This window comes from Streptomyces sp. NPDC086519 (assembly GCF_040686075.1).
GTDB classification, from domain to species: Bacteria; Actinomycetota; Actinomycetes; order Streptomycetales; family Streptomycetaceae; genus Streptomyces; species Streptomyces shenzhenensis.
The window spans coordinates 43,135-69,178 of the sequence record NZ_JBFBJL010000041.1 but is presented as its reverse complement, the minus strand read 5'-3'; the positions used below and the strand labels follow the sequence as shown (position 1 = coordinate 69,178).

Annotated in this window: 27 protein-coding genes and 3 pseudogenes; 18 read left to right on the top strand and 12 right to left on the bottom strand. The window is 71.4% G+C overall.

Features of this window, described 5'->3' with window-relative positions:
* Positions 1–372: 372 nt before the first annotated feature.
* Positions 373–1,821, bottom strand: coding sequence for an argininosuccinate synthase (gene argG / locus AB0P24_RS31790; RefSeq protein ID WP_181803151.1), 1,449 nt, complete (start codon positions 1,819–1,821; stop codon positions 373–375).
* A 157-nt stretch (positions 1,822–1,978) separates the two neighbouring features.
* Here argG and AB0P24_RS31785 point away from each other — a divergent pair, with 157 nt between their 5' ends.
* Positions 1,979–2,614: a PadR family transcriptional regulator gene (locus tag AB0P24_RS31785; RefSeq protein WP_365800053.1), complete on the top strand. Its 636-nt coding sequence runs from the start codon at positions 1,979–1,981 to the stop codon at positions 2,612–2,614.
* 96 nt (positions 2,615–2,710) lie between these two features.
* Here the strand turns inward: AB0P24_RS31785 and AB0P24_RS31780 are convergent, their stop codons facing one another.
* Positions 2,711–3,139: an SRPBCC family protein gene (locus AB0P24_RS31780; protein ID WP_365800051.1), complete on the bottom strand. Its 429-nt coding sequence runs from the start codon at positions 3,137–3,139 to the stop codon at positions 2,711–2,713.
* 393 nt (positions 3,140–3,532) lie between these two features.
* Here AB0P24_RS31780 and AB0P24_RS31775 point away from each other — a divergent pair, with 393 nt between their 5' ends.
* Entirely contained in the window at positions 3,533–4,156 is a 624-nt protein-coding gene (locus tag AB0P24_RS31775) for a Clp protease N-terminal domain-containing protein (RefSeq protein ID WP_365800049.1), read from the top strand.
* Between the two features lie 10 nt (positions 4,157–4,166).
* Positions 4,167–5,177 (top strand): EamA family transporter, encoded by a 1,011-nt coding sequence (locus tag AB0P24_RS31770; protein ID WP_365800047.1) that lies wholly within the window; start codon positions 4,167–4,169, stop codon positions 5,175–5,177.
* Positions 5,178–5,347: 170 nt separating this feature from the next.
* Here the strand turns inward: AB0P24_RS31770 and AB0P24_RS31765 are convergent, their stop codons facing one another.
* Complete coding sequence (locus tag AB0P24_RS31765) at positions 5,348–6,046, bottom strand: pyridoxamine 5'-phosphate oxidase family protein (RefSeq protein ID WP_365800045.1); 699 nt, start codon at positions 6,044–6,046, stop codon at positions 5,348–5,350.
* Positions 6,047–6,082: 36 nt separating this feature from the next.
* Here AB0P24_RS31765 and AB0P24_RS31760 point away from each other — a divergent pair, with 36 nt between their 5' ends.
* Positions 6,083–7,417 (top strand): aminotransferase class I/II-fold pyridoxal phosphate-dependent enzyme, encoded by a 1,335-nt coding sequence (locus AB0P24_RS31760; protein ID WP_365800043.1) that lies wholly within the window; start codon positions 6,083–6,085, stop codon positions 7,415–7,417.
* Between the two features lie 13 nt (positions 7,418–7,430).
* Here the strand turns inward: AB0P24_RS31760 and AB0P24_RS31755 are convergent, their stop codons facing one another.
* A complete protein-coding gene (locus AB0P24_RS31755) occupies positions 7,431–8,387 on the bottom strand; it encodes a DMT family transporter (protein WP_365800041.1) in 957 nt (318 codons plus the stop codon).
* Positions 8,388–8,461: 74 nt separating this feature from the next.
* Between AB0P24_RS31755 and AB0P24_RS31750 the strand changes: the two genes are divergently transcribed.
* Positions 8,462–9,364 carry a LysR family transcriptional regulator gene (locus AB0P24_RS31750; RefSeq protein ID WP_365800040.1) on the top strand — a complete coding sequence of 301 codons (903 nt, stop codon included), beginning with the start codon at positions 8,462–8,464 and terminating at the stop codon, positions 9,362–9,364.
* Positions 9,365–9,370: 6 nt separating this feature from the next.
* On the opposite strand, the gene AB0P24_RS31745 is transcribed toward AB0P24_RS31750, so the two are convergent.
* Positions 9,371–9,838 carry a pyridoxamine 5'-phosphate oxidase family protein gene (locus AB0P24_RS31745; RefSeq protein ID WP_181807690.1) on the bottom strand — a complete coding sequence of 156 codons (468 nt, stop codon included), beginning with the start codon at positions 9,836–9,838 and terminating at the stop codon, positions 9,371–9,373.
* 81 nt (positions 9,839–9,919) lie between these two features.
* On the opposite strand from AB0P24_RS31745, the gene AB0P24_RS31740 reads away from it, so the two are divergent.
* Complete coding sequence (locus AB0P24_RS31740; RefSeq protein WP_365800039.1) at positions 9,920–10,567, top strand: cysteine hydrolase; 648 nt, start codon at positions 9,920–9,922, stop codon at positions 10,565–10,567.
* Positions 10,568–10,570: 3 nt separating this feature from the next.
* Here AB0P24_RS31740 and AB0P24_RS31735 read toward each other — a convergent pair whose 3' ends face one another.
* Complete coding sequence (locus tag AB0P24_RS31735; protein ID WP_365800038.1) at positions 10,571–11,044, bottom strand: Rieske (2Fe-2S) protein; 474 nt, start codon at positions 11,042–11,044, stop codon at positions 10,571–10,573.
* A 202-nt stretch (positions 11,045–11,246) separates the two neighbouring features.
* Between AB0P24_RS31735 and AB0P24_RS31730 the strand changes: the two genes are divergently transcribed.
* From AB0P24_RS31730 to AB0P24_RS31700, 7 genes are all read left to right on the top strand, one after another.
* Positions 11,247–12,011: a HipA family kinase gene (locus tag AB0P24_RS31730; protein ID WP_365800036.1), complete on the top strand. Its 765-nt coding sequence runs from the start codon at positions 11,247–11,249 to the stop codon at positions 12,009–12,011.
* Positions 12,012–12,040: 29 nt separating this feature from the next.
* Complete coding sequence (locus tag AB0P24_RS31725) at positions 12,041–12,457, top strand: DUF3037 domain-containing protein (RefSeq protein WP_365800083.1); 417 nt, start codon at positions 12,041–12,043, stop codon at positions 12,455–12,457.
* Positions 12,458–13,088: 631 nt separating this feature from the next.
* The gene (gene fabG, locus AB0P24_RS31720) at positions 13,089–13,850 is read left to right on the top strand and encodes a 3-oxoacyl-ACP reductase FabG (RefSeq protein WP_089105586.1); all 762 of its coding nucleotides are present in this window, start codon (positions 13,089–13,091) and stop codon (positions 13,848–13,850) included.
* Between the two features lie 22 nt (positions 13,851–13,872).
* The gene (locus tag AB0P24_RS31715) at positions 13,873–14,634 is read left to right on the top strand and encodes an SDR family oxidoreductase (RefSeq protein WP_365800034.1); all 762 of its coding nucleotides are present in this window, start codon (positions 13,873–13,875) and stop codon (positions 14,632–14,634) included.
* A 229-nt stretch (positions 14,635–14,863) separates the two neighbouring features.
* Entirely contained in the window at positions 14,864–16,438 is a 1,575-nt protein-coding gene (locus AB0P24_RS31710) for an ABC transporter substrate-binding protein (RefSeq protein WP_365800032.1), read from the top strand.
* Positions 16,439–16,531: 93 nt separating this feature from the next.
* Positions 16,532–17,218 carry a uracil-DNA glycosylase gene (gene ung / locus AB0P24_RS31705; RefSeq protein WP_365800030.1) on the top strand — a complete coding sequence of 229 codons (687 nt, stop codon included), beginning with the start codon at positions 16,532–16,534 and terminating at the stop codon, positions 17,216–17,218.
* Positions 17,219–17,431: 213 nt separating this feature from the next.
* Positions 17,432–17,950, top strand: coding sequence for a hypothetical protein (locus AB0P24_RS31700; protein ID WP_365800028.1), 519 nt, complete (start codon positions 17,432–17,434; stop codon positions 17,948–17,950).
* Between the two features lie 15 nt (positions 17,951–17,965).
* On the opposite strand, the gene AB0P24_RS31695 is transcribed toward AB0P24_RS31700, so the two are convergent.
* Both AB0P24_RS31695 and AB0P24_RS31690 read right to left on the bottom strand, forming a co-directional pair.
* Complete coding sequence (locus tag AB0P24_RS31695; RefSeq protein ID WP_365800026.1) at positions 17,966–18,454, bottom strand: hypothetical protein; 489 nt, start codon at positions 18,452–18,454, stop codon at positions 17,966–17,968.
* Positions 18,455–18,566: 112 nt separating this feature from the next.
* Positions 18,567–19,079 (bottom strand): DinB family protein, encoded by a 513-nt coding sequence (locus AB0P24_RS31690; RefSeq protein ID WP_365800024.1) that lies wholly within the window; start codon positions 19,077–19,079, stop codon positions 18,567–18,569.
* 110 nt (positions 19,080–19,189) lie between these two features.
* Between AB0P24_RS31690 and AB0P24_RS31685 the strand changes: the two genes are divergently transcribed.
* Complete coding sequence (locus AB0P24_RS31685; RefSeq protein WP_365800022.1) at positions 19,190–20,101, top strand: Gfo/Idh/MocA family oxidoreductase; 912 nt, start codon at positions 19,190–19,192, stop codon at positions 20,099–20,101.
* Here the strand turns inward: AB0P24_RS31685 and lnt are convergent.
* Together lnt and AB0P24_RS31675 are read right to left on the bottom strand one after the other, a co-directional pair.
* Entirely contained in the window at positions 20,019–21,593 is a 1,575-nt protein-coding gene (lnt, locus tag AB0P24_RS31680) for an apolipoprotein N-acyltransferase (RefSeq protein WP_365800020.1), read from the bottom strand. The genes AB0P24_RS31685 and lnt overlap by 83 nt on opposite strands.
* 76 nt (positions 21,594–21,669) lie before the next feature.
* A complete protein-coding gene (locus AB0P24_RS31675; protein WP_365800018.1) occupies positions 21,670–22,155 on the bottom strand; it encodes a nuclear transport factor 2 family protein in 486 nt (161 codons plus the stop codon).
* Between the two features lie 158 nt (positions 22,156–22,313).
* Here AB0P24_RS31675 and AB0P24_RS31670 point away from each other — a divergent pair.
* From AB0P24_RS31670 to AB0P24_RS31655, 4 genes and pseudogenes are all read left to right on the top strand, one after another.
* Positions 22,314–22,391 (top strand): annotated as a pseudogene (locus AB0P24_RS31670) (helix-turn-helix domain-containing protein); the annotation flags it as partial.
* Between the two features lie 30 nt (positions 22,392–22,421).
* Positions 22,422–22,826 (top strand): annotated as a pseudogene (locus tag AB0P24_RS31665) (transposase); the annotation flags it as partial.
* Positions 22,827–22,939: 113 nt separating this feature from the next.
* The gene (locus AB0P24_RS31660) at positions 22,940–23,248 is read left to right on the top strand and encodes a DUF4291 family protein (RefSeq protein ID WP_365800016.1); all 309 of its coding nucleotides are present in this window, start codon (positions 22,940–22,942) and stop codon (positions 23,246–23,248) included.
* A pseudogene (locus AB0P24_RS31655) lies at positions 23,202–23,685 on the top strand (hypothetical protein); the annotation flags it as partial. The gene AB0P24_RS31660 and the pseudogene AB0P24_RS31655, both read left to right, overlap by 47 nt.
* 283 nt (positions 23,686–23,968) lie before the next feature.
* Here the strand turns inward: AB0P24_RS31655 and AB0P24_RS31650 are convergent.
* Both AB0P24_RS31650 and AB0P24_RS31645 read right to left on the bottom strand, forming a co-directional pair.
* Positions 23,969–24,853, bottom strand: a complete 885-nt coding sequence (locus AB0P24_RS31650; RefSeq protein WP_365800014.1) for a helix-turn-helix transcriptional regulator — start codon at positions 24,851–24,853, stop codon at positions 23,969–23,971.
* 36 nt (positions 24,854–24,889) lie between these two features.
* Positions 24,890–25,696, bottom strand: a complete 807-nt coding sequence (locus tag AB0P24_RS31645; RefSeq protein ID WP_365800012.1) for an SDR family oxidoreductase — start codon at positions 25,694–25,696, stop codon at positions 24,890–24,892.
* Positions 25,697–26,044: the final 348 nt, after the last annotated feature.

Sequence of the window (26,044 nt, the reverse complement as noted above, 5' to 3'; positions counted from 1 at the left end):
CTGCGCGAGCACCCATGACGGTGCGGTACGGGTTCACCGACGGTGGTTCGCGACGGCGTGCCCTCTCGGGGGCGCGGGGATCTGCGCGAGCACCCATGACGGTGCGGTACGGGTTCACCGACGGTGGTTCGCGACGGCGTGCCCTTTCAGGGGCGCGGGGATCTGCGCGAGCACCCACGACGGTGCGGTACGGGTTCACCGACGGTGGTTCGCGACGGCGTGCCCTTTCAGGGGCGCGGGGAACTGCGCGAAGAACCACGACGGCGGTGCACTGGCCGGCCCACCCGAGGCTCCCACGGCGCCCTGCCCACCCGCACCCCGGCAACGAAAAGGGCCGACCCGCCATCGAGTCGGCCCCCCTGAGCGGAACGCTCAGTCCGTGCCCAGTTCCATCGCCGCCCGGTCCAGCAGTTCGTCGGCGTCCGGCGCAGCCTCCCCGCGGGACGCGATCGCCTCGGCGCCCCCCTCCGGCATGCTGCCGATCAGACCGGTCGCCGCCGCCTGCGCCGCACCGATCGCCGGGTTGGCGGAGCCGATCAGCCCCAGCCCCGCGTACTGCTCCAGCTTCGCCCGCGAGTCGGCGATGTCGAGGTTGCGCATGGTGAGCTGCCCGATCCGGTCCACCGGACCGAACGCCGCGTCCTCGGTGCGCTCCATCGACAGCTTGTCGGGGTGGTAGCTGAAGGCGGGACCGGTCGTGTCGAGGATGGAGTAGTCCTCGCCGCGCCGCAGCCGCAGCGTCACCTCACCGGTGACGGCCGCGCCGACCCACCGCTGCAGCGACTCGCGGATCATCAGCGCCTGCGGGTCCAGCCACCGGCCCTCGTACATGAGACGGCCAAGACGCCGCCCCTCGTTGTGGTACTGGGCGACCGTGTCCTCGTTGTGGATCGCGTTGACCAGCCGCTCGTACGCGGCGTGCAGCAGCGCCATGCCCGGCGCCTCGTAGATGCCCCGGCTCTTGGCCTCGATGATCCGGTTCTCGATCTGGTCGGACATGCCGAGCCCGTGCCGGCCGCCGATCGCGTTGGCCTCCATGACCAGCTCGACGGCGGTCCCGAACTCCTTGCCGTTGACGGTCACCGGCCGGCCCTGGTCGAAGCCGATCGTCACGTCCTCGGGCAGGATCTCGACCTCGGGGTCCCAGAACCGCACGCCCATGATCGGCTCGACGGTCTCGATGCCGTTGTCCAGGTGCTCCAGGGTCTTCGCCTCGTGCGTGGCACCCCAGATGTTGGCGTCGGTGGAGTACGCCTTCTCCGTGCTGTCCCGGTACGGCAGCCCGTGGGCCACCAGCCACTCGGACATCTCCTTGCGGCCGCCGAGCTCGGTCACGAAGTCCGCGTCCAGCCAGGGCTTGTAGATCCGCAGGTGCGGGTTGGCGAGCAGGCCGTACCGGTAGAACCGCTCGATGTCGTTGCCCTTGAAGGTCGACCCGTCGCCCCAGATCTGGACGTCGTCCTCCAGCATGGCCCGCACCAGCAGCGTGCCGGTGACGGCACGGCCGAGCGGCGTGGTGTTGAAGTACGCCCTCCCGCCCGAGCGGATGTGGAACGCGCCGCAGGTGAGCGCGGCCAGGCCCTCCTCGACCAGCGCGGCCCGGCAGTCGACCAGGCGCGCGATCTCGGCACCGTAGGTGTGCGCACGGCCGGGCACCGAGGCGATGTCGGGCTCGTCGTACTGGCCGATGTCGGCGGTGTAGGTGCACGGGACGGCGCCCTTGTCGCGCATCCACGCGACCGCGACCGAGGTGTCGAGCCCGCCGGAGAAGGCGATGCCGACGCGCTCGCCGGCGGGAAGGGAGGTGAGGACCTTGGACATAGGAAGATTATGCATGAGACCGCATGGTCATGCAACGTCGCCGCCGGGTCGCCTTGTGCGGTCGAAGAAAGGGGCTTGTCGTGCAAACGCTTCCGATATATCGTTGAGGCATCGCGAAAGATACGCGACAGATCAACGATGGAATGGAGTGATTGCCATGCGTTCCCACGGATTCGAGCGTGGACATGGTCAGGGCGGCCCTCACCCGCACGGGCGGGGCGGCTTCGGTGGACGTGACGACCGGCGTGCGGCGTTCGGGCCCTTCGGTCCGGGTGGCCCCGGCTTCGGTCCCGGCGGCCCCGGTTTCGGACCGGGGCACTGGGGGCCGCGAGGGCGCGGTGGTCCCAGGGGAAGGGCGCGGCGCGGTGACGTACGGGCCTCGATCCTGGCCCTGCTGAAGGACCGGCCGATGCACGGTTACGAGATGATCCAGGAGATCGCCGAGCGCAGCGGCGGTGCGTGGAAGCCCAGCCCCGGCTCGGTCTACCCCACCCTCCAGCTGCTGGAGGACGAGGGCCTGATCGCCAGCGAGAGCGAGGGCGGCAAGAAGCTGTTCTCCCTCACCGACAGTGGTCGCACCGCCGCCGACGCCGGGCCGGACGCCCCCTGGGAAGAGGCTTCCCGCGGGGTCGACTTCGAGGCCCTGGGCGAGATCCGCCAGGCCGGCTTCGGCCTGATGGAGGCCTTCGGGCAGGTCTGGAAGACCGGCAGCAAGGAGCAGCGCGAGAAGGCGCTGGCCGTCATCAACGAGACCCGCAAGAAGCTGTACCTCATCCTCGCCGACGAGGACTGACCCTCGACGGGTGCCTCGACGGGTACGAGGTGAGACACCGGGCGCCCCGCGGACCTGTCCGCGGGGCGCTCTGCCGTGTCCGCAGGGCGGGGCGGCTCAGGCCACCAGTCCGCCCAGCTTGCGCAGCGACTCGTTCAGGGCCGCCGTCGCCGAGTCCTTGAGCTTGCCCGCCATCAGCGACACGGCCGCGCCCGTGAACTCCCCGTCGATCCGCACCGCCGTCGCCTCCCCGTCCGGGGTCAGCGTGTAGCGCGTGGCGACCGTCACCGCCATCGGGCCCTTGCCGCGGATCGCCAGCACCCGCGCCGGCTCCAGCTCCTCGATGGTCCACTCGACCTCCGCCGGGAAGCCCATCAGCTTCATGTTCTCCTGGAAGGTGCCGCCCACCGCCAGGGTCTCGGGGCCGCCCTTGGGAAAGTTGGTGTGGGTCGCGTTCCACTCGCCGTACGCCGACCAGTCGGTGAGCTGTGCCCACACCTTCTCGGCCGGTGCCTGGATGCGTGCCTCCGCGCTGACTTCGGCCATCGGGCCACCCCTTCGTGTCGGGCTACGGTGTCGCGGAACGTAGCCGCAGGGCCTCGAACATTCAATACTGATGAACCGTCAGGAAATGTGCGGATCCGCAAGCGGCGCGTCCGCCGGGACGTGGAGCCGGTACACGTACTGCCCGCCGGTCGCCCGCGGCAGGGCGACCGGCGGGCGACAGCACCCGCTCTCCCTGTCGGCGGGCACGCACGGCCGGTGCGCGACGGCTGCGTGACGGGTGCTCGGCAAGACGGCGCGCGCCCGGTGGCCGGAATCGGTCTGATCTCATCCGTAAGGAGGAGATTCCGGCCATCCGCGTCCACTCTGCGTGGGACGCGAGAATGGTTCCCCTCGCCGATGACTCCGGCCCCTGGGATTGATGGGGTAGGGGATGTGCAACCCCGTATTCCCCGCCAGCCCGCCCAGGACCAGGGCGGTATCCACACGGACGACGATGCCGGGCTCGGTGCCGAGCTGGCAGCGGTGGTCGCCGGTGCCCGCCGCCGGGCCGTACGGGACGCGGATCGCCAGGTGGACACCGCCCATCTGCTGCACTCGCTGATCGAGTACGACCCCGAGGTGCGCGCCGCCATCGGCGACCCACCGCAACTCGCGCGCCTGCTCGGCTACCTCGTGCAGCGCAGCATCGGCTACGGCCTGCGCTGGCAGGGCGGGGTCGAGGACTCCGGCGCGCTGCCGGCCCTGGCGCAGGACGGGGGGAGAGCCGAGGGCAGGAGTGAGGGCGCCTGGTCGCCGGTGGCCGCGGCCGCCCTGGAGTACGCGCGCGTCCGCGCCCGGCGCCGCGGCGAGGCCCGCTCCGGCGGCCTCGACCTGCTCGCGGGTCTGGTCCGGGACCCGGAGTCGCGGGCCGTGGAGGTGCTTGAGCGCGCCGGGGTGGCCGCCCGTGAGCTGGCCGTGCGGATAGACGGCGACGGGGCGGTCGGGCCGGTCGGGCCGGTCGGATCGGTCGGAACAGTCCGGGACGCGGCGGCGGAGCGTCGCACGTCCAGCCGTTGAGACAGGTGCCATGGGGGGTGACGCTCATGTCGCCCGCTGGCATCATGTCCCGGTGCACACCACTGACACCAGCCATGGCAAGGGCCTCGGGCTCTCCCTCGCCCTCGGGTCGGCGCTCGCCTTCGGTGGCTCGGGCGTCGCGGCCAAGCCCCTGATCGAGGCCGGGCTCGCGCCGCTGGACGTGGTGTGGCTGCGGGTGGCGGGCGCCGCCCTGGTGATGCTTCCGCTCGCCGTCCGCCACCGCGACCTGCCGCGCCGCCGGCCGGCGCTGCTCGCCGGGTTCGGCCTGCTGGCCGTGGCCGGCGTCCAGGCCTGCTACTTCGCCGCGATCTCCCGGATACCGGTGGGGGTGGCGCTGCTCGTGGAGTACCTCGCACCCGCCCTGGTGCTCGGCTGGGTCCGGTTCGTGCAGCGGCGGCCGGTCACCCGCGCCGCCGCGCTCGGTGTCGTGCTCGCGGCGGGCGGCCTCGCGTGTGTGGTGGAGGTGTGGTCGGGGCTGCGGTTCGACGCGCTGGGGCTGGTACTGGCACTGGGGGCGGCGTGCTGCCAGGTGGGGTACTTCGTGCTCGCCGACCACGGCGGGGGCGAGGGGGCGGATCCGCTGGGAGTGATCGCGTACGGGCTGCTGGTCGGGGCCGTCCTGCTGACCCTGGTGGCCCGGCCGTGGGAGATGGACTGGTCGGTGCTGGGCGGCTCCGCGCGGATGAACGGGGCGGCCGTGCCGGCGGTGGTCCTGCTGGGATGGATCGTGCTGGTCGCGACGGTCGTCGCGTACGTCACGGGTGTGGTGTCGGTACGGCGGTTGTCCCCGCAGGTGGCGGGGGTGGTGGCGTGTCTGGAGGCGGTGGTGGCGACCGTGCTGGCGTGGGTGCTGCTGGGGGAGCGGCTGGGTGCGCCGCAGGTGGTGGGCGGGGTTGTGGTGCTGGCAGGGGCGTTCATCGCGCAGTCTTCCGCGCCTGCCAAGGGCTCCGCCGAGCCCTTGGCGCGTGGTGAGGGTGTGGTGCGGGAGCCGGCCGTCTGAGCGTTGCCGGCCGCCGGTCGGTGGCGGCTGGCCGCGCCCACGCGGCGGAGCCGCACATCAGACGCGGCCCGGCCCCCCAAGGAGGCGCCGCACATCAGACGCGGTCCGGCACTCCCAAGGAGGCGCCGCACATCAGACGCGGCCCGGCGCCCCCGAGGAGGCGCCGCGCGTCAGCGGGTCTTCAAGTACTGCGGCACCGGAACGCCCGCCGCCAGGTCCCCGTTCGCGATCGGCGTGTCGTACCCCTTCAGCAGCGGCAGCACACCCGCCCAGTGCGGCAGGTCCAGGTCCTCCGGCTCGTCGTTCGCGCCGCCCGTGCGGGTCTTGGCGGAGACCTCGTCCAGGTCGAGCCGGATCACGGCGGTCGCGGCCAGTTCCTTCTTGTCGGCGGGGCGGGAGTCGGCCGCCCGGCCCGGCACCACGTGGTCGACCAGGGCGTCCAGCGCGCGGCGCTTCTCCTCGGGGTCGGTGACCTGGTGGGCGATGCCGTGCACCACCACGGAGCGGTAGTTGACCGAGTGGTGGAAGGCCGAGCGGGCCAGCACGAGGCCGTCGACATGGGTGACCGTCACGCACACCGCGAGTCCGGGGTCGGCCTGGCCGGTCATCCGCAGCGGGCGGGAGCCCGTCGAGCCGTGCAGGTACAGGACCTCGCCGACCCGGCCGTACAGCGTCGGCAGCACCACCGGCGCGCCGTCGCGGACGAAGCCGAGGTGGCAGAGGTAGCCCTCGTCGAGGATGGCGTGCACCAGTTCCTTGTCGTACGACGCCCGCTCGGCGGAGCGGGTGGGAACGGTGCGGTCGGTCTTGGCGTAGGCGGCGGGCCGTGCGGGCTGGGCCGGCACTGTCCCCTGCGCGGCTGTCTCCATTGCGCTCCTTCATTGCACTAGTGCATAATATGCTTTGTGCTAGGAGAATATCGGATCGAAGGGCGCGGCGCAGCGGAGATCGCGGCCAGCGTCGAGCGCGCGGTGGGTTCCGGAGGGCTGGAGCCGGGGCAACTGCTGCCCCCTATGCGGGAATTGGCAAGCAGGCTCGGCGTGAATCCCAATACGGTCGCGGCCGCGTACCGCACCCTGCGCGAGCGCGGGGTCATCGAGACTGCCGGCCGGCGAGGCAGCCGTGTCCGGCCGAAACCGGCCACCACCGGGCGGGACCAGTTCCCCGTCGACGTCCCGCCCGGGGTGCGCGACCTGTCCTCCGGCAACCCCGACCCCGCCCTGCTCCCCGCGCTCGCGCCGGCCCTGGCGGTGGTGGCGGCCGAGTGCGACCGGGCCCCGGTCCTCTACGGCGCCGACCCCGTCGAGCCGGCCCTGGAGCGGATGGCGCGCGCCGAACTGGCCGCCGACGGCGTGCCCGACGGACCGCTCACCGTCACCTCCGGCTCTCTGGACGCCGCCGAACGCGTCCTGCTGGCCCACCTCAAGCCCGGCGACGCGGTCGCCGTCGAGGACCCCGGCTGGGGCCGCACCCTCGACCTGATCCCGGCGCTGGGGCTGCGCGGCGTCCCGGTGGCCGTCGACGACGAGGGGCCGCGTGCCGACGCCCTGCGCCGAGCCCTGGAATCCGGCGCGCGCGCCCTGATCGTCACGGCTCGGGCGCACAACCCCACCGGCGCCGCGGTGAGCGCCGCACGCGCGCGTGCCCTGCGGTCCGTCCTGCGCGCTCACCCGCACACCCTGCTGATCGAGGACGACCACGGCCACGGCATCGTCGACCTCCCGCTGCACCCCCTGGCGGGCGTCACTCACCACTGGGCCTTCCTCCGCTCGGTCGCCAAGGCCTACGGCCCCGACCTGCGCCTGGCCACCCTGACCGGTGACGAGGTCACGGTCGACCGGGTGCGCGGCCGCCAGCGCCTGGGCCCGGGCTGGGTGAGCCGGCTGTTGCAGCGCACGGTGGTCCGGATGTGGGCCGACGGCGCGGTGAACGGCCCGGCGGTGGCGGCGGCGTACCGGGCCCGCCGTGAACTCCTCGTCGACGCGCTCGCCGACCACGGCGTCGAGGCCCACGGCCGCAGCGGCATGAACCTGTGGGTCCCGGTCCCGGACGAGACGGGCGCGGTGTCAAGGCTGCTCCACCAGGGCTGGGCGGTGGCCCCGGGCGCCCGCTACCGCCTGGCGACCCCGCCGGGCATCCGCATCACCGTCTCGACGCTGACACCCGAGGAGACCGCCCCCCTGGCTGAGGCGGTGGCGGCGGCGGTGTCACCCCCGAAGGGCGGCCGGATCCAGGCCTAGCGAAGGCGGGGCCTCAGGCGCGGCCGGCGCCCGCCCGGGGCCGTCGTCCCACCTGGGTGAGGGCCGCTCCCGCGAGCACGATCACCGCTCCCGCCGGCGTGCTCCACCGCAGCGACTCGCCCAGCACCGCGACCCCCGCCGCGGCGGCGATGACCGGGATGAAGTACGTGACCATCTGGGCGGTGGTCGGCCCCACCTCCGCCACCAGCCCGTACTGGACGAGTACCGCGAGCCCCGTCCCCAGCGCGCCCAGCGCGGCGATCGCCAGCAGCGGAAGCAGGGCGAAGTGCGTCGGGAGGGACGTGAACAGCGGTGTCACCACGGCCAGTTGCACGGTGGCGAGCAACAGCTGCGCCCCGGTCATCGCCAGATGGGAGTCACCCGTCCCGGCCAGCGTGCGCCGGACGTAGATCCAGCCCACCGGGTAGCTCAGCGAGGCCAGCAGCGCCATCGCGGTCCCCGTGACGTCCAGGCCGTGGAACCCCTGCCAGGCGCCCAGCACCGTCAGGACACCGATGAACCCCAGGCCCAGACCGGCGAAGCGGACCCGGGTCGGCCGGTCCTCCGACAGGGCCACCAGCGACAGCGCCATCCCCCACAGCGGCGAGGTCGCGTTGCAGATCCCGGCCAGCGTGGACGGGATGGTCAGCTCCGCGTAGGCGAAGAGGGAGAACGGCAGCGCGTTGAGCAGGAAGGCGGCGACCGCCAGATGTCCCCAGGTCCGGGTCCCGCGCGGCAGCCGCTGCCGCTTCACGGCCATCGCCGCCGCCAGGACCGCGGTACCGAACACCAGCCGGCCCAGGGTGACCTGGAAGGGTGCGTAGCCCTGTGTCCCCACCTTGATGAAGAGGAAGCTGAACCCCCAGATCAGCGCCAGGGCGCCGAAGCGCAGGCGCCAGTCGAGGCGGGGGCGGGAAGGGCCGGCGGCAAGCGCCGGCTCGCTGGTCGCGGTGGTGGTCACGGTGCTCATGACCTCCACCCTGCGGGAGCCGACGTCTTAGCACAATCGAGAATTCCCGCCCGGTATATCTTAGGATCGCTTACATGTTGAACCTGGAGCGCCTGCGCACCCTGGACGCCCTCGCCCGGCACGGCTCGGTCAGCGGCGCCGCCGAGGCCCTGCACGTCACGACGTCGGCGGTGTCCCAGCAGATGGGCAAGCTGGAGCGCGAGGTGGACCAGCAGCTCCTGGCGAAGAACGGCCGGGGCATCCGGCTCACCGACGCCGGGCGGCTGCTCGCCGAGCACGCGGCCCGGATCCTCTCCCAGGTCGAGCTGGCCCAGTCCGACCTGGAGGCGCACCGCGGCCAGGTCGTCGGCGAGCTCCGGCTGTCCGCGTTCCCGACGGCCGCCCGCGGCCTGTTCCCGACCGCACTGGCCGCCCTGCGCGCCCGGCACCCGGCGCTGCGGGTCCGCTCCAGCGAGCTGGAACCGGAGAACGGCGTCGCCGGCGTCGTCCGCGGCGACCTCGATCTCGCCGTCGTCCTGGACTGGTACAACAAGCCGATGCCCGTACCCGACGGGCTGGTCAAGGCGCCCCTGCTGGACGACCCCGCCGAGGTGGCGCTGCCGGCCGGGCACCGGCTGGCCGACCGGGACGAGGTGGACCTGGGGGAGTTCGCCGAGGACGAGTGGATCACCTGGGGCGAGGGCGAGTTCTGCCACGAATGGCTGATGTTCACGCTGCGCTCGCGCGGCATCGAGCCCATCGTCGGACACCGCGCGGCCGAGACGCACACCCAACTCAGCCTGGTCGCGGCCGGGTTGGGCGTCTGTATCGCCCCGGTGCTGGGCCGTCACCCGGTGCCGGAGGGGGTGGTCATGGTGCCGCTGAAGCAGCGGGTGCGCCGCCACGTGTACGTCGTCTGGCGGGCCGACGCCGACCGCCGCCCCTCGATCCGGGCGGCGGTGCAGGCCCTGCGCGGCGCGGCCGAGGCGATCGCCTGAACGTGCCTATGCCGAGCCCAGCTTGCGGAAGTCCCAGGAGGCGATCTTCGTCGGGGTGAGCCGCGCCCAGGCGTGCCGGCCGTCGTGCGGCATCTCGTCCAGGCCGAAGTTCTTGCGGGCGAACACCGTCTCGATGTAGTCGAGTTCGGCGACCAGCTCACCGGTGCGCGGGACCTCGCCCACGAACTCGACGGTCCCTCTCAGCTCGACGCCGCGCAACTGGTCGTACTCCTCACCGGAGTCGACCACGACCGCCACGCGCGGGTCGCGGCTGAGGTCCTTCCAGCGCTGGCTGCGCACCACCGAGTAGAGCCACAGGGACGTACCGTCCCAGGCGAACCACAGGGCGCTCACGTGCGGAGCGCCGGACGCCGAGACGGTCGCGACCCGGCAGGTGCGCTGTGTGGTGAGGAAATCGTCCAGCTCACCGGGCGTCATCATGATCTTGCGGCCCCGGCGCTGAGTGACGGTCATGCGGCCCCCTCTTGTCTTCTTCCGTTCCCGCGCGATGGCGGTTAGTGTCACCCGCCCCGTACCAAGGCGGAAGGGGGCGTCATGCCGTCGTCGTACGAACGGCTCGCGGAACTTCTCGACCCGGCGAGCACCGTGCTGCTGACCGTCGAGTGCCAGCAGGGCGTGGTGGGCCCGCAGAGCGCGCTGCCCGAACTCGCCCGTGAGGCACGGACATCGGGCGCTCTCGGCAACATCGCCCGGCTGGTCGCCGCCGCGCACGACACCGGTGTCCAGGTGATCCACGCGATCGCGGAACGCCGCCCGGACGGCCGGGGCGCGAACCGCAACGCCCGCCTGTTCCGAGCCGCCGAACGGCTGCCCGTCCAGCAGCTCCTGGGCACCACGGCGGTCCGCGTCGCGCCCCCCATCGAGGTCGCGGAGGAGGACCTCGTCGTACGACGGCTGCACGGCCTGTCGCCGATCCAGGGCACCGACGTCGACCCGCTGCTGCGCAACCTCGGCTGCCGCACCCTGATCGTCACCGGTGTCTCGGCCAACGTGGCCATACCGAACGCGGTGTTCGACGCGGTCAACCGGGGCTACACGGCCGTCGTCCCGGCCGACGCCGTCGCGGGAGTGCCCTCCGAGTACACCCCCGCGATGATCCGCAACACCCTCGCGTTGGTCGCCACGGTCGTGACCACGGACGAGGTGCTCGGCTGCCTCGGACAACCGCGCCGGCGGTCCTGAGGCTCAGGCCAGCGAGATCTGGTCGCCGGAGACCGTGATGCCGGCCGCCGTCAGACCCGTGGTCGCCGGGCCCTGCTTCACGCTGCCGTCCGCGATGGCGAACTTGCTGCCGTGGCAGGGGCAGACGATCTCGCCGTTGGCGATGCTGGTCACCGCGCAGCCGGCGTGCGGGCACTTCGTCGAGAACGCCTTGTACGTGCCCGCCGTCGGCTGGGTGACGACCACGGCCTGGTCCTTGTAGATCGTGCCGCCACCCTCGGGGATGTCCGTGGTCTTGGCGAGCGCGGTGCCGGCCGAGCCGTTGCTGTTCTGGGTGGTGGAGCCACCGCCCGCGTTGCCGTTCGTGGTGGTCGTGCTCGACGAGTCGTCGGACGATCCGCAGGCGGTCAGCGCGGCGGCGAGCCCCGCCGCTCCGGCCGCCACCATGACGGTACGGCGAGCCGGGTTGGCCGAGGGGTTGAGCGATGCGCTGGTCATGTGAGGGGTTCCCTTCCGCGAAGCATCTCGTTGATCCGTCCAGGGGTACGGTCTTCGGGCACCACCTGTTCAGACGGCATCCAGATAGTGACCCCCTGGACATGAGGCTTCGGTAAAACAGCGCTGTCGGTTCGCTGTCGACCTGGACGGGCCAGGTCAGGCCGGTGGCCGGCCCGTCGCGGGACCCCAGTAACCTGGGGCGATGCTCAAGGAAGTCACCGCGACCCGCTACATCACCCCCCTGCGTGAGGGCGGCTCGCTGCCGGGGCTCGTCGAGGGTGACGACCTCGGGACGTACGTCATGAAGTTCACGGGCGCGGGGCAGGGCCGCAAGACGCTGGTCGCCGAGGTCGTCTGCGGTGAACTCGCCCGCCGGCTCGGGTTCCGGATGCCCCGGCTGGTCACCGTCGAGCTGGATCCGGTGCTGGGGCTCGGCGAACCCGAGCAGCAGGTGCAGGACCTGCTGCGGGGCAGCGGCGGCACCAACCTCGGCATGGACTTTCTCTCCGGCGCCCTCGGATTCGACCCGCTCGCCTTCGCGGTGAGCCCCGAGGAGGCCGGGCGGATCGTCTGGTTCGACGCGCTGATCAACAACGTCGACCGCTCCTGGCGCAACCCCAACCTGCTGATGCACCACGGCGACCTGTGGCTCATCGACCACGGCGCCACCATGATCTGGCAGCACAACTGGCCGTCCGCACAGGCGTCCGCCGCCCGTCCGTACGACGCCTCCGACCACGCGCTCGGCGGGTTCGCCCCCGATGTGCGGGCGGCCGCCGCCGACTTGGCGTCCCTGGTCACCGAGGACCTGCTCGCCGAGGTCACCGCCGAGATCCCGGACGTCTGGCTCGCCGCCGAGCCCGGCTTCGACACCCCCGACGACCTGCGGCGCACCTACGCGCGGCCGCTGCTCGCCCGGGCCGCCGTCATCCACGAGCGCATCACCGGCATCGAGGGGACCCAGTGAGCGAGACCCACATCAACGTCGCCGGACACATGACCGAGCGCCACATCACCCGGGCCGGTCAGGGCGGCGACCGGGACGTCTTCGAGTACGCCCTGCTGCGCGTCGTACCCCGCGTGGAGCGCGGCGAGTGCATCAACGCCGGCGTGATCCTGTACTGCCGGGCCAAGGCGTACGTCGGCGCCCGCACCCATCTCGACGAGGCCCGGCTGCGGGCCCTGGACCCCGACGCGGACGTGGCCGGGGTGCGGGCCGCGCTCGCAGCGGTGGAGGGCGTCTGCGCGGGCGGGGCGGCGGCGGGGCACGCGGCCGGCGACGACCCGGGGCGGCGCTTCCGCTGGCTGGTCGCGCCCCGCTCCGCCGTCGTGCAGCCGGGGCCGGTGCACACCGGGCTCACCCTCGACCCGGCCGCCGAGACGGAGCGGTTGCTGGACCTCCTGGTGAGGTGACGGACCACACCACGCGGCGTCACGCCGGCACCGGGACGTGGAGCGTACGAGCCACACAAAGAGCGGCGCGGGCGGCGAGCAGGGGGATCCGTTCGTCGCGCGACTCGTGGAATCCCCGTCGATCACGCGAGGCCCGCATCGCGGCGGCCGGGCGGCGTCCTCCCGAAAACCCGCCGATCCGCAAGGGGATCGTGTGCCCGTGCTCCTGCGTACCCACACCCTCCCGCACTGCGCCGGCCGTGTGAAAACCCTTCCGGGTGCGGGCGGCCCGGACGGCCTGCCCGCCCCCGGCGACCGGCCCCCTCGGGCGGAGGGCGCTGTGCCCTGGTGGAGATCCCGAGCCCGGCGCGACGCCTCATAGCCGCTGGTCGGCGCCGGTTCGGTGCGCCATGTGAGCACCAGGTCCGGCGCCTGTGCCGTCCCCGGGAGCGGTGCCGGCGCCGTAGGGCCTGCCGCCCGCGGTCGCACCGGCGCCGGCCGGGGTGATCAACATAATGGCGCCTTGGTGGGGTGTGACGTTGACACCGCGTGCCAGGGCTTCTAGCGTCACGTCTGTTGAAGGTACTAAGCGGTCGCTCACCAGCCGGCCGGGTTCTCGATCAGGTGTTCTCAAGGGCGAGGAGAAACAGCAATGTCCAGCACTGAGCAGCGGGTGGCCGTCGTCACCGGTGCCGCGCGCGGCATCGGCGCCGCCACCGCCGTACGACTGGCCGCCGAGGGCCGCGCGGTCGCCGTGATCGACCTCGACGAGGCCGCCTGCAAGGACACCGTCGAGAAGATCACCGCGGCCGGCGGCAAGGCCATCGCGGTCGGCGCCGACGTCTCCGACGAGGCCCAGGTCGCCGCGGCGATCGCGCGGGTCGTCGAGGAGCTGGGCGCGCCGACCATCCTGGTCAACAACGCCGGCGTGCTCCGCGACAACCTGCTGTTCAAGATGTCCGCGTCCGACTGGGACACGGTCCTCAACGTGCACCTGCGCGGCTCCTTCCTGATGACCAAGGCCGTCCAGCAGCACATGGTCGAGGCCGGCTGGGGCCGGGTCGTCAACCTGTCCTCCTCCTCGGCGCTCGGCAACCGCGGCCAGGCCAACTACTCCGCCGCCAAGGCCGGTCTGCAGGGCTTCACCAAGACCCTCGCCATCGAGCTCGGCAAGTTCGGCATCACCGCCAACGCCGTGGCCCCCGGCTTCATCGCCACCGAGATGACCAAGGCCACCGCCGAGCGCGTCAAGATGGGCTTCGAGGAGTTCAAGGCCGCCGCGGCCACCCAGATCCCCGTGCAGCGCGTCGGCGAGCCCGAGGACATCGCCAACGCCATCGCCTTCTTCACGAACGAGGCCGCCGGCTTCGTCTCCGGCCAAGTGCTGTACGTGGCCGGCGGACCGCTCGACTAGAAGATCACTAGGGAACACCGACATGTCTGAACTGCCTGAACTGTCCGGCAAGGTCGCCGTCATCACCGGCGCGAGCCGCGGCATCGGCTACGGCATCGCCGAGGCGCTGGTCGCCCGCGGCGACCGCGTCGCCATCACCGGCCGCAACGAGGACGCCCTCAAGGAGGCCGTCGAGAGCCTCGGCTCCGAGCGCGTCATCGGCATCGCGGGCAAGGCGCACGACCTGGCCCACCAGAGCGAGGTCGTGGAGCGCACCATGGCGGCCTTCGGCCGCGTCGACTACCTGGTCAACAACGCCGGTACCAACCCGGTGTTCGGCCCGATCGCCGACGTCGACCTGGATGTCGCCCGCAAGGTGTTCGACACCAACGTGGTCTCCGCCCTCGGCTTCGCCCAGAAGACCTGGCACGCCTGGCAGAAGGACAACGGCGGCGCCATCGTCAACATCGCGTCCGTCGCCGGCCTGTCGGCCTCGCCGTTCATCGGTGCGTACGGCATCAGCAAGGCCGCGATGATCAACCTGACCCAGCAGCTGGCCCACGAGTTCGCCCCCGGCGTCCGGGTCAACGCGATCGCTCCCGCGGTCGTCAAGACCAAGTTCGCGGAGGCCCTGTACGAGGGCCGGGAGGCGGAGGCGTCCGCCGGCTATCCGCTCAAGCGGCTCGGCGTGCCCTCCGACATCGGCGGCGCCGCCGCCTTCCTCACCTCGGAGCAGTCCGACTGGATCACCGGCCAGACGCTCGTCGTCGACGGCGGCGTCTTCCTGAACGCCGGCATAGCCTGACCGCCGGCACAGCCTGATCGCCCGTCAGGCGTCGTTTTCGTCACAGATATTTTCCCGCAAATGTGAGGAAAACGGCGCCCGGGTGCTCGTACGAGATTCGCACAGCCACATGACAACGTCGTCATAGCACATTCGATCAACGCCCGTGTTTCCGGGGTGCTTCAAGGCGCGCAACGCTGCGGTATGGTCTGCCGCCGACCCCTGGTATGGCGGATCGAGGAGCGTGCGCGTGTTCAACCGGAACCGAGGCCTGCGAAGAGTTGCCGCGGTCGCGTCCATATCCCTGGTGGCAGGGTGCGGCGTCCTCTCCGGCGGCACGGGCAACAGCGGGCCGATCGTCGTCGGCACGACCAGCGCTCCCAGCACCCTCGACCCCGCCGGATCGTGGGACGGCTCCTGGGAGCTGTTCCGGAACGTCTACCAGACACTGCTCGCCTACCCCGACGGGGCCACCACCCCCCAGCCCGACGCCGCGCACGCCTGCGCCTTCACGGACTCGAGCGACCGCACCTACCGCTGCGAACTGCGCTCCGGCCTGAAGTTCGCCGACGGCGACAGCCTCGACGCCCATGCCGTCAAGTACTCCATCGACCGGATCCGGGCCGTCAACGCGCCCAGCGGCCCCGCCGGACTGCTCGGCAGCCTCGACCGGGTGCAGGCGATCGGCGACCGCGAGGTGGTCTTCCATCTCAACAAGGCCGACGCCACCTTCCCGTTCGTGCTCGCCACCCCGGCCATGTCGATCGTCGACCCCGACGACTACCCGGCCCACTCGCTGCGCAAGGACGACTCCGTGCACGGCTCCGGGCCGTACACCCTGAAGTCCTACGAGGAGGGCAAGCAGGCCGAGCTGGTCCGCAACGACAACTACCAGGGCTTCGCCGAGCGGCAGAACGACGCCGTGACCATCCGCTACTTCCAGGACTCGGCCACCATGGTCAAGGCCCTCAGGTCCGGGGACATCGACGTCACCTACCGCGGTCTCGCCGCCTCCGACATCGTCGCCCTGGAGGCGCACAGCAGCACCGACCTGCAGCTGATCGACGGCACCGGCACGGACATCAGCTACCTGGTGTTCAACCCCAGGGACCCGTGGGCCAAGCTGCCCGCCGTGCGCAAGGCCGTCGCCCAGCTCGTCGACCGCGCCGCGATCGCCCACACGGTCTACAAGGACACCGTCGACCCGCTGTACTCCATGGTCCCGGCGGGCCTGACCGGCCACACCACCGGCTTCTTCGACGACTACGGCGACCCCAGCACGTCCAAGGCCCACAAGATCCTCGCCGACGCCGGCATCACCCAGCGCGTCCCGCTCACCTTCTGGTACACCACCGACCGCTACGGCTCCGAGACCGCCCAGATGTTCAAGGAACTCAAGCAGCAGCTGGACGACTCCGGGCTCTTCACCATCACGCTCAAGAGCCGTCCCTGGAAGACCTACGTCGTCGGCTACCAGAACGGCGAGTACCCGGTCTTCGGCCGCGGCTGGTTCCCGGACTTCCCCGACCCCGACAACTTCATCGCGCCCTTCGTCGGCGAGCGGAACGCCCTCGGCACGCCCTACCCGTCACCCGTGATCACCGGCAGGCTGCTGCCCGAGTCACGCAGCGAGATCGACCGCGGCGAAGTCGTCAAGGAGTTCGAGGAAGCCCAGCGGATCCTCGTCGACGACGCCCGGCTGATCCCGCTGTGGCAGGGGCGGCAGTACGTCGCGGCCAGCGACGACATCTCCGGCGGTGAAAAGGCGCTCGACCCGTCCACGATCATGATGATGTGGGAGCTGCACCGCAAGACCAGCTGGTGAAACCGCCGTCCGGCACCGGTTGTCAGTGGTCGCCTGTAGGTTTTTCGGTATCAGCAGGATCTGCAAGTGACCGCAATTCGTGAGGACGTTGACGTGACCGACATCGCCATGCTGCCCGAGTCCTGGCGCGGGGTTCTGGGTGACGAGCTGCAGCAGCCCTACTTCAAGGAGCTGACCGAGTTCGTCGAGGAGGAGCGGGCGAAGGGCCCCGTCTACCCGCCGCGCGAGCAGGTCTTCGCCGCGCTGGAGGCGACGCCGTACGACCAGGTCAAGGTGCTCATCCTCGGCCAGGACCCGTACCACGGCGAGGGCCAGGGCCACGGCCTGTGCTTCTCGGTCCGGCCCGGGGTGCGGATCCCGCCGTCCCTGCGGAACATCTACAAGGAGATGAAGGAGGAGCTGGGCTGGGAGGAGACGCCGGACAACGGCTGTCTGATGCCGTGGGCCCGGCAGGGCGTACTGCTGCTCAACGCGGTCCTCACGGTCCGCGGCGGTGACGCCAACTCGCACAAGAACAAGGGCTGGGAGAAGTTCACGGACGCCGTGATCCGCGCGGTGGCCGAGCGGCCCGACCCGGCGGTCTTCGTCCTCTGGGGCGGTTACGCGCAGAAGAAGCTCCGGCTGATCGACGAGAGCCGGCACGTGGTGATCCAGAGCGCGCACCCCTCCCCGCTCTCCGCCGCGAAGTTCTTCGGCACCCGCCCCTTCACCAAGATCAACGAGGCGGTGGCGGCCCAGGGCCACGAGCCGATCGACTGGCGGATTCCGAACCTGGGCTGAACGCGTGCACAGGGCCTCGAAGCCGCCCGGGGAAACCCCCTGGGGCGGGGGCTGCGTCACCGGGCGGCTCCGCCGTGTGGGCGCGGCCGGCTCCCACCGGCCCGCCCGGCCGACCACCGGGCCATGGTCCAACGGCGCCGCCTGCCGGTGAAAACCTGCGGCGCCGTCTAGCGTCGGCAGCACACAACGGTTCACAGCTGCCCGGAGGGCCCCGTGGCGGAGCGACAGGAGCGTACGGCCCCCGATGCCGTGCTCACACGGATCGGCCAGGTCGTCATGCTGCACCACGCCGGCGACCGTGAGGAGGCCCGCCGGCGCCTGCTCGACCTGTGGGCGGAGATCGGCGAGCACGGCGAGCCGCTGCACCGCTGCACCCTGGCCCACTACCTGGCCGACACCCAGGACGACCCGTCGGACGAACTCGCCTGGGATCTGAGGGCGTTGTCGGCGGCGGACGAGGCTGAAGAGGCGGACGGGGCGGAGGGAGCGGTGGGGCTGCGCGGCTTCTACCCCTCCCTGCACCTGAACCTCGCCGCCGACTACGTGAAACTCGGTCGCACCGAGGCCGCCCGCAGCCATCTGCACCGGGCCCGCGGCGCGGCCACCGCGCTCGGCGACGACGGGTACGGCGACGGGGTCCGGGCCGCGATCAGCCGCCTGGCACTGCGGCTGGAGAACGACGGCGACCCGGGCTCCGACTCCTGGGGCCCACCGCGGCAGCGGCCGGAGTAGGGCCGCGCCGGCGTCTCAGCGCCCGTACGCCTGCTCGCAGATCCGCGCCTGCGGGCTGTCCGCGATCCAGCCGCCGTACTGCTTGCCGAGGGCGCACACGTCCGGGGCCTTCGGGACGGAGCGGGGCAGGCCCGGAAGGTCGGCCCGCGAGCTGTGCGACCCGTGTGCCGGGTGGGAGTGGGGGTGCCGGCCGGTGGCGCGCGGGGGCGCCGGGGGACGGTGGTGGGCCGGGGGAGCGGGCGCGGGGGCGCGCGGGGCGGCAGGTGCGGCCGGTGCGGCCCGCTGGGCCGGACGGGACGGGCCGACCAGCTCCAGGGCCTCCTTGACCGGCGCCTGCACCACCCTCGGCTCGGCGCTGCCGTCCGGGCGGGGCACCGACGCCAGCGAGGGTGCCGTACCCCGAGGCGGTCCGGGCGCCGCCGGACCCTGGACCGTCACACAGCCGGAAAGGGCGGAGACGGTCACGGTGACCAGGAGCGCTGCGGTGGTCGTCGTTCGATGCACCCGCGCAACTCTGCTGGGTCGGCGCGGGAGTTGACACCGTCGACGGTACTTTGGTGCCCCGCACGGGTGATCTCGTGCCCGGTACGGGGGACAGGCGGGTGCGAGGCTGACGTCAGTCGCCGGTCGCGCCGTCGATCCGCTCCCGGATCAGGTCGGCGTGGCCGTTGTGCCGGGCGTACTCCTCGATCATGTGGGTGTGGATCCAGCGCAGGCTGATCTGCTGCCCGGTGCGGCGGTGGCGGCCCTTGGAGAGGTCGTCCAGACCGAAGCCGGCCGCGGCCTGCCGGGCGGCCTCGATCTCGGCCTGCCAGGCCGGGTACGCCTCCTGCCAGGTGTCCGCCTCGCCGAGATGGAACTCGCCGTCGGGGTCCTCGTCACTGAAGTAGAGCGGCGGCGCGTCCTCGCCGACGAGGACCCTGCGGTACCAGGACCGCTCCACGTCGGCCATGTGCCGCACCAGCCCCATCAGGGACAACGGGGACGGCTCCACGGAGGCGGTCCTGAGCTGGGCGTCGGTCAGGCCCTCGCACTTCGCGGCGAGGGTCTGCCGGTGGAACTCCAGCCAGCCCTCCAGCATGGCGCGTTCACCGGCGTCGACTGCGGGCATGCGGCGTTCGGTCGTCATACCCGGCATCCTGGCCCACCCCGGCCGATCCCACCACGGATTATCGGCCCGTATGCTTCCGCTCAGACAGACGTGGGCAACCGCTACGGGCATCGGCCAGGGGAGCGTCAGTGAAGGTCGGCTGCATTGGACTCGGCGACATCGCGCAGAAGGCGTATCTGCCGGTGCTGGCCACGCAGCCGGGGCTCGAGATCCACCTCCAGACCCGCACCCCCGCCACCCTCGACCGGGTCGCCGACAGCCTCCGCCTGCCCGCTGGCCGCCGCCACGCGACCCTCGACGGCCTCCTCGCCCAGGACCTGGACGCCGCCTTCGTGCACGCGGCCACCGTCGCCCACCCCGAGATCGTCACCCGGCTGCTGGAGGCGGGCGTACCGACCTACGTCGACAAGCCCCTCGCCTACCGGCTCGCCGACTCCGAGCGCCTTGTGACGCTCGCCGAGACGCGGAAGGTGTCGCTGTTCGTCGGCTTCAACCGCCGTCACGCCCCCGGCTACGTGCAGTGCGCCGACCATCCGCGCGAGCTGATCCTGATGCAGAAGAACCGCGTCGGGCTGCCCGAGGAACCCCGCACGATGATCCTCGACGACTTCATCCACGTCGTCGACACCCTGCGCTTCCTCGCCCCGGGGCCGGTCGAGGACGTGACCGTCCGGGCCCGGGTCGCCGACGGCCTGCTGCACCACGTGGTGCTCCAGCTCGCCGGGGACGGCTTCACCGCGCTCGGCGTGATGAACAGGCTCAGCGGCTCGGCGGAGGAGATCCTGGAGGTCTCCGGGCAGGACACCAAGCGCCAGGTCCTCAACCTCGCCGAGGTGATCGACCACAAGGGCCAGCCGACGGTCCGGCGGCGCGGCGACTGGGTGCCGGTCGCCCGGCAGCGCGGCATCGAACAGGCCGTTCTCGCCTTCCTCGACGCCGTCCGCGCCGGGAAGGTGCTCAGCGCCCGGGACGCACTGGCGACTCATGAGCTGTGCGAGCAGGTGGTACGAGAGGTTCGGCGCCACCCCGGCGCAGCCTGACCGTCCGCAGCCCCTCGACCAGGCAGCAGGCCGCCAGCACCAGCAGCGCGCCGTCCACCGGCCAGTCGCCGTACCGCGTGAACGGGGTGACACCGCGGGCGATCGGCACCTCGTAGACCCGCGCGGTGCTCGCGTCGGTGCCGAGCCGGGGACCGATGCGCTCGCCGCCGGGGCCGTAGACGGCGGAGACCCCGGTCAGTGTGGCGTGCACCATGGTCCGGCCGGTCTCGGCGGCCCGCAGGGCGGCCAGCGAGGCGTGCTGCTCGGGCGCCCAGCTGTCCTGGAAGGACGAGGTCGACGACTGGCCGATCAGCACCTGCGCGCCGTCCTGCGCGAGATGCCGGCTCATGTCGGGGAACGCCGTCTCGAAGCAGATCATCGGGCCGACCCGCAGGCCGTGGCCGACGTTCATCACCACCTGCTCGGCGCCGCGCCGCCGGTCCTCGCCGGCCGCCTTGCCGACCGAGGTGGCCCAGCCGAGCAGGGAACGGGCCGGTATGTACTCGCCGAACGGAACGAGGCGCATCTTGTCGTACCGGTCACCGGTCGGGCCGTCGGCGCCCACCAGGATGGAACTCTTGTAGATGCCGGGCCGGTCGGAGCGCCGGGCGTCGACGTTGACCAGGATGTCCGCGCCGGTCTCCCGGGAGAGGGCGGCGATCCGCCGGGCGAGATCGGGCCGGTCCCCCAGGTCGTACCCGACACTGCTCTCGCCCCAGACGATCAGATCGGGATGCCGCCCGGCCAGCTGCCGGGTCAGCCGCTCCTCCCTGTCGAACCGCCGGTCGCCGCTGTCGGTGCCGTCGACGACGCCGGGCTGTACGACGGCGATCCGGACGTGACCGGCGACGTCCGGGCGGGGTGACCACACCCAGGCCGCCGAGGTCGCGGCGGCCGTGGCCACCAGCGAGGCCACCGCGGGCACACGTGCCTCCCGCACGGATATGAGCACGGTGACCGCGACATTGACGGCCACCACCAGGAAGCTCAGCAGCCACACCCCGCCCACCGAGGCCAGCCGCAGCGCCGGCGTCACCTGCCACTGGGTCGCGCCGAGCATGCCCCACGGCCCGCCGAGCCCCTGCCAGGACCGCACCAGCTCCACCATCAGCCAGCCCGACGGCAGCACCAGCACCGCCACCGCGGCCCGCCCCGGCGACGGCACCCCGCCCAGCAGCCGGCGTGTCGCCCAGCCCCAGGGCGCCCAGAGCACGCTGAGCAGACCGGCGATCAGGAAGATGAAGACGTGCAGGCTCGGCAGCAGCCAGTGGTGCACGGCGACCATGAACCCGAACCCGCCGCACCAGCCGTCGTACGCCGCCCGCCGTCCGGTCGGCGCCGAGCGCGCCAGCAGCAGCCACGGGACCAGCGCGACATAGGCGAGCCACCACAGCGACGGCGCCGGAAAGGCCGGCACCGGCAGGGCGCCCGCCAGCGTCGCGACGCAGCAGCGCCGCCACGGGGAGGTGAGCCAGCGCTCGACGGTCCTCATCCATCGCCTCCTGCCTGCGGGTCCTTCCAGTGTGCGGGACCGGGCGGGATCTTTGACAGGGGGCGTGGACGCGGGCTCAGTCGGACACGGCCACCGCACGCGGGTCGGGCAGCCTGCGCCACTTCTCCTCGACGACCACCTGGCGCAGCCGCCAGCCGTCCCGGGTACGCAGGAACGCGAAGGAGTAACGGCCGCCGCACACGAAGTCCGGGGCGGTGGAGGCGCCGTCGCCGCCGGCGAAGCGCATCGGGTTGACGTAGTCGGCCCGCAGGTGGGCGGTGTCGCCGGTGTCGTGGTCCAGATTCCCGAACCGCACCCGGCGGTTGACGATCAGATGCTGGCGCATCGAGAACAGGGTCAGATTGTCCGCGAGCCACCCGGCCACCTGCCCGGCATCGCCCTCGATTCCACCGGCGGAGCGGTAGTCGGCCCGCCCGTCCGCCGTGAACAGCTCCCGGTACGCCGTCCAGTCACCGTCGTCGACGGCCGCCGCGTACTCGGTGACCATCTCGTCCACGGCCAGCCGGTCCATCACGGTCGCGAGCTCCACGCGCTGTGTCATCGGGATTCCTTCGTGGATACCCCGGCCTTCAGGCCGGGGAGGAAACGAGGTCCCTGCGGAGCAGGGCAGGGAGAGGCGAATCCCCTCCAGGGCGATTCGGCGTCTGCGGCCACCGGCCGGCACCCGCTGCTCACACGGAAACTGAGACAATGTGAGACGTGGCGCAGCAGGTCAAGCGGGCTTTCAAGGACCGCTTTCACCCCACGGACGAGCAGGCAGCCGAGCTGTCCCGCACCTTCGGCCGCGGCCGAAGCCGCGTCCGGCCGGCCCGCGCGCAGCGGGAGCTGTCGCGGAAGGCGGAGGGCTCGGCGAACCGGGAGAAGGCCCGGCGCAGGGTCGCCAAGGTTCACGCGCGGATCGCCGGCCGGCGCCGCGACTTCCTGCACAAGCTGTCGACTCGTCTCGTCCGTGAGAACCCAACGGTCGTGATCGAGGACCTCACCGTCCGCAACCTGCTGGAGAACGGCAGGCTCGCGCGCGCCAGCTCGAAGCTGTGCGGAACCTGCGGCACCGCGCATGACCGCGACGTGAACGCGGCACGCAGCATTCTGGCCGCCGGGCCGGCGGCGTCTGCCTGTGGAGACGGTGTGAGACCTCAACGGGAGTCCTCCCGGACGGGGCAGTCGTCGGCGAAGCAGGAAACCCAGCGGGCGACCGCTGGAATCCCCCGTCCTTGGCGGGGGAGGAAGTCAACGGGTCAGTGTTGGGCACGGGACGGGCGGAGCCAAGGGGCACGGACGATATTCGGTGGTGTTCGAACCGAAACACCCCCGAGCCTGGGCACATGAACGGCCAGTCAGTCGAACAAGAACCCAAGTTCCGTAGTCGTGCCCGCCACACCACCTCCACGCTCAACGTCCACCAGGCCCACCGCCCCGAAATCGGCGGCCCGGCCGCTTGCACGGGGCAATTTCCGGCCAGTTGGCAGCGGGACCGGATGACGTGGGTCATCAAGCAGCGGTCACAGCCCACAACAACCTATGCCCACGCGCTGGACCGAGGTCACCTTCGGGCCTGCCTGTCGGAGCGAGGATCATGGTCACGTGATGAAATGGACGAAGGAGACGCCCCCGGTCGGGCAGTCCGAGCATGAGACCGAACTCTCGCCCTACCAGCGGGCGATGCGGAACCGGCTTCTCGCGGCCCCGGTGATGCCCGCACCCGAACCCTGGCGGCCCGTCTTCGCGTACGAGTACGGCGTCCCTGTCGGCGGACTGCTCGGGATCGGCTTCGCGACGGACCCCGACACCGGCCACGATCTGGTGATGGCCGTCTCCTCCGACGGTCACGGTCTCTTCGACGCCGTGACCGGCGAGAAGATTGCCAGGGACCGCGACCCCGCTCCCGAGGACAGCACCCCCGACGCCGTCGCCGACCTGTCCTGCCCCGGGCTGGGGCCGATCACCGGAAGCCGCGTACGCATCGCCGGTCTCTTCGGCGGACTACTCCACGTTCCGCGCAGCCGGCTTCTCTCCCTCCGGCCGAACGATCGCCGTAGCGACGAGCAGCGACCTCTCCCTGTGGACTCGCGGAGGTGGGGTGTCGCCCAGTGGGGCAAGAGCGGCTCGGGAGCCACGTGGAAGCGCGTGGGGAACGCAGGACAGAACGGGCTCAGGGGCACGGGGAGGAGTCCTTATGAGGAAGGCGCTGAGGGGTTCCTGCTCGGCGATCGGAGGTTCGAAGAAACCTGGGGGGAGGACTCGGCTCTGCACTCCCGAACAGCGAGGGCGGTGCTGTGCCGGCCGGTAGGATCTCCAAGCTTCGGACCGATCCCAGGGGGAGGTGCTCGTCTTCGGCGAAGAGGACCAGGGAACTATCCGTTGTGTGTTTCGAGCTCGGTCGCCAGCGACTGTTGGGTGGCCGCCCACGACGCCAGGAGCGCCAAATTGTCAGCGGTCGGTGTGCCCGCGGGTGCGGTGTAGACGTTGAGGTGCAGGCCGGGTTCGGCGGGCAGTTCCAGGGACTCGACGTCCAAGTCGAGCCGGCCCACGATCGGATGGCGCATACTCTTGCGGCCGGACCGGTGCAGCCGCACGTCCTGAGATGCCCACCGCTGCCGAAATAGCTCACTGCGCGTTGACAGTTCGCCGACCAGGGCGATCAGCTCCTCGTCGTGCGGATTGCGGCCGGCTTCCATGCGTAGCTTCGCGGCCACGTCACCGGTAATTTGGTCGTAGTCGACAAAGAAATCTCTGGCCGCCTCGGGGTTCAGATAGACGAACCGCGCTGTGTTCGCGGGCCGTCGCGGGTCGGCCAGCACCGGTGAATACAGCGCGCGAGCGAGTTGATTCATGGCCAGCACGTCATAACGGCCGTTACCGATCCAGGCCGGCGCATCGGAGATCGCGTCGAGCACCTGCTGTAGCGTCGAGCGCACCGTCACGGCAGGCCTACGCCGGCGTGGGCCGCTGGGCGCCCTGGACTGGCGCGCGAGGTGGAACAGGTGGTCGCGCTCGGCCTCGTCGAGTTGCAAGGCAGAGGCCAACGCGTCGAGCACGCCGTCGGAGGCACCGGCGAGGCTGCCGCGCTCCATGCGCACGTAGTAGTCGACCGATACCCCCGCCAGTAGCGCTACCTCCTCGCGGCGCAGACCTTTGACCCGACGGTTGCCGCCGTAAGCGGGCAGACCCGCCTGCTCGGGTGCGATGCGGGCGCGACGCGAGCTGAGAAACTCCCGGATCTCGGTGCGTAGATCCATCGTGGCCGTCCCCTCACCGTAAACGGGTTCCGCAGTCTAAGGGGTTCCCGATGCGGTCGTCGCGATGCCGCCGTCTACCGGGATGACGGTGCCCGTGAGGTAGGACCCGGCCCGGCTGGCGAGAAACACGGCGATACCCGCCATGTCGTCGTCGCGGCCGAGCCGGCGCAGAGGGGCCGCCGCCGCGATCGTGTCGCCGATGGCATCGAGCGTGGACGCCATCATCTGCGACGGGAACACTCCCGGTGCTATCGCGTTCACCGTGACGTGCTGTGGGCCCAGCTCTCGGGCAAGCACTCTGGTGAGTTGATGGAGTGCCGCTTTGCTGCCGGCGTACGAGTAGTTGGGCGACTGGGCGACGTGGATGGCGGCGATACTGCCGATGTTGATGATCCGCGCGGGATCGTCGGCGGTGGCCGCCCGGCGAAGTGCGGGGAGCAGCGCCTGCACCAGCCAGAACGGCGACTTGAGGTTGAGGTCGATCACTGTGTCCCAGGCCTCGTCCGGGAACGTCGCCAGCGGCTCGCGCCACATCGCTCCCGCGTTGTTGACAAGGATGTCCAGGTGTTCCGAGTCGGCCTTGACGAGATCAGCGAGGCGCTGACACTCGTCGTGCCTGGACAGGTCGGCGGGGATTGCTTGAACGTCGCCGAATTCGGACAGTAGATGCTGTGCCTCCGCGCACGTGTCTGCTTTGCGTGAGCTGATGACGACGCGGGCGCCCGCCTGGAGAAGGCCGCGCGCTATCATCATCCCAATGCCTCTGGTGCCGCCAGTGACAAGGGCGTACTTCCCACTCAGATCGAAAAGTTCTGTGTGAGTGGTGAATTGGTTGTCCGCCATTGGGCTCCGTCGCTTCTGTCGTGGAAGAACGCGCCGACACGGTCGCGTATTCGGGGCAGCTGAATTGAACTGATGGGGGTAAAGCTGCAGGCGTGTCCATGGTGACAGGCGTTTTGGACGTCTAGGAGACCCTGGTGATACAGGTACTGCGAGAGCCCCCTTGCCTGGTGCGCTGACCCCGGATCCACCGGCTTGATGCCCGTGGACGGTGTTTCCAGAAACGAAGAAGTGCCTTGCGACCTGCGACGACGGGGTTCCTCTGGGACCACATCAGGCACGATCGGCAAGGCACTTCCGAGACGCAATCCTCCCTTGCCGCGGCGGCGGTCTGGAGCAACTGCACGCCGT

Coding starts and splice junctions, on each gene's coding strand:
- AB0P24_RS31785 (WP_365800053.1), top strand. CDS start 1,979: ATGCGTTCCCACGGATTCGAGCGTGGACATGGTCAGGGCGGCCCTCAC.
- AB0P24_RS31740 (WP_365800039.1), top strand. CDS start 9,920: ATGCCGTCGTCGTACGAACGGCTCGCGGAACTTCTCGACCCGGCGAGC.
- fabG (WP_089105586.1), top strand. CDS start 13,089: ATGTCCAGCACTGAGCAGCGGGTGGCCGTCGTCACCGGTGCCGCGCGC.
- AB0P24_RS31730 (WP_365800036.1), top strand. CDS start 11,247: ATGCTCAAGGAAGTCACCGCGACCCGCTACATCACCCCCCTGCGTGAG.
- AB0P24_RS31770 (WP_365800047.1), top strand. CDS start 4,167: ATGGGGGGTGACGCTCATGTCGCCCGCTGGCATCATGTCCCGGTGCAC.
- AB0P24_RS31780 (WP_365800051.1), bottom strand. CDS start 3,139: ATGGCCGAAGTCAGCGCGGAGGCACGCATCCAGGCACCGGCCGAGAAG.
- AB0P24_RS31750 (WP_365800040.1), top strand. CDS start 8,462: ATGTTGAACCTGGAGCGCCTGCGCACCCTGGACGCCCTCGCCCGGCAC.
- AB0P24_RS31645 (WP_365800012.1), bottom strand. CDS start 25,696: ATGGCGGACAACCAATTCACCACTCACACAGAACTTTTCGATCTGAGT.
- AB0P24_RS31650 (WP_365800014.1), bottom strand. CDS start 24,853: ATGGATCTACGCACCGAGATCCGGGAGTTTCTCAGCTCGCGTCGCGCC.
- AB0P24_RS31745 (WP_181807690.1), bottom strand. CDS start 9,838: ATGACCGTCACTCAGCGCCGGGGCCGCAAGATCATGATGACGCCCGGT.
- AB0P24_RS31715 (WP_365800034.1), top strand. CDS start 13,873: ATGTCTGAACTGCCTGAACTGTCCGGCAAGGTCGCCGTCATCACCGGC.
- AB0P24_RS31690 (WP_365800024.1), bottom strand. CDS start 19,079: ATGACGACCGAACGCCGCATGCCCGCAGTCGACGCCGGTGAACGCGCC.
- AB0P24_RS31675 (WP_365800018.1), bottom strand. CDS start 22,155: ATGACACAGCGCGTGGAGCTCGCGACCGTGATGGACCGGCTGGCCGTG.
- lnt (WP_365800020.1), bottom strand. CDS start 21,593: ATGAGGACCGTCGAGCGCTGGCTCACCTCCCCGTGGCGGCGCTGCTGC.
- AB0P24_RS31765 (WP_365800045.1), bottom strand. CDS start 6,046: ATGGAGACAGCCGCGCAGGGGACAGTGCCGGCCCAGCCCGCACGGCCC.
- argG (WP_181803151.1), bottom strand. CDS start 1,821: ATGTCCAAGGTCCTCACCTCCCTTCCCGCCGGCGAGCGCGTCGGCATC.
- AB0P24_RS31755 (WP_365800041.1), bottom strand. CDS start 8,387: ATGAGCACCGTGACCACCACCGCGACCAGCGAGCCGGCGCTTGCCGCC.
- AB0P24_RS31735 (WP_365800038.1), bottom strand. CDS start 11,044: ATGACCAGCGCATCGCTCAACCCCTCGGCCAACCCGGCTCGCCGTACC.
- AB0P24_RS31660 (WP_365800016.1), top strand. CDS start 22,940: ATGAACGGCCAGTCAGTCGAACAAGAACCCAAGTTCCGTAGTCGTGCC.
- AB0P24_RS31725 (WP_365800083.1), top strand. CDS start 12,041: ATGACCGAGCGCCACATCACCCGGGCCGGTCAGGGCGGCGACCGGGAC.